Source organism: Vibrio sp. 10N.222.49.C9 (assembly GCF_041474985.1).
In the GTDB taxonomy this organism is placed as follows: domain Bacteria; phylum Pseudomonadota; class Gammaproteobacteria; order Enterobacterales; family Vibrionaceae; genus Vibrio; species Vibrio crassostreae_C.
On record NZ_JBFRVD010000374.1, the window covers coordinates 1 to 261 of the forward strand.

The 261-nt window shown below is 49.8% G+C and carries 1 protein-coding gene; it reads right to left on the minus strand.

What is annotated here, in order from left to right:
• Positions 1–261 (minus strand): DNA gyrase subunit A (locus AB4585_RS23565; RefSeq protein ID WP_372171195.1); only part of this gene is annotated, 261 nt, incomplete at both ends.

Here is a 261-nt window from a genome sequence, read left to right on the forward strand (position 1 = left end):
TTGTTCTTCTAACCACTCAGGACGCGCAGCATCAGTACCAGCGCGCTCTAACATGGTTGAAACAAGACCTAGGTCCCAGCCACGAGCAACTAGGCCCGCTTTTGCTTCAGAAGGAGTCGACGCTTTACGGATAAGCTCAATGATCTCATCAATGTTAGCCAGTGCGAGTGCAAGGCCTTCAAGGATATGAGCGCGGTCACGTGCTTTACGCAGTTCGAAAATAGTACGACGTGTTACTACTTCACGACGGTGATCAACAAA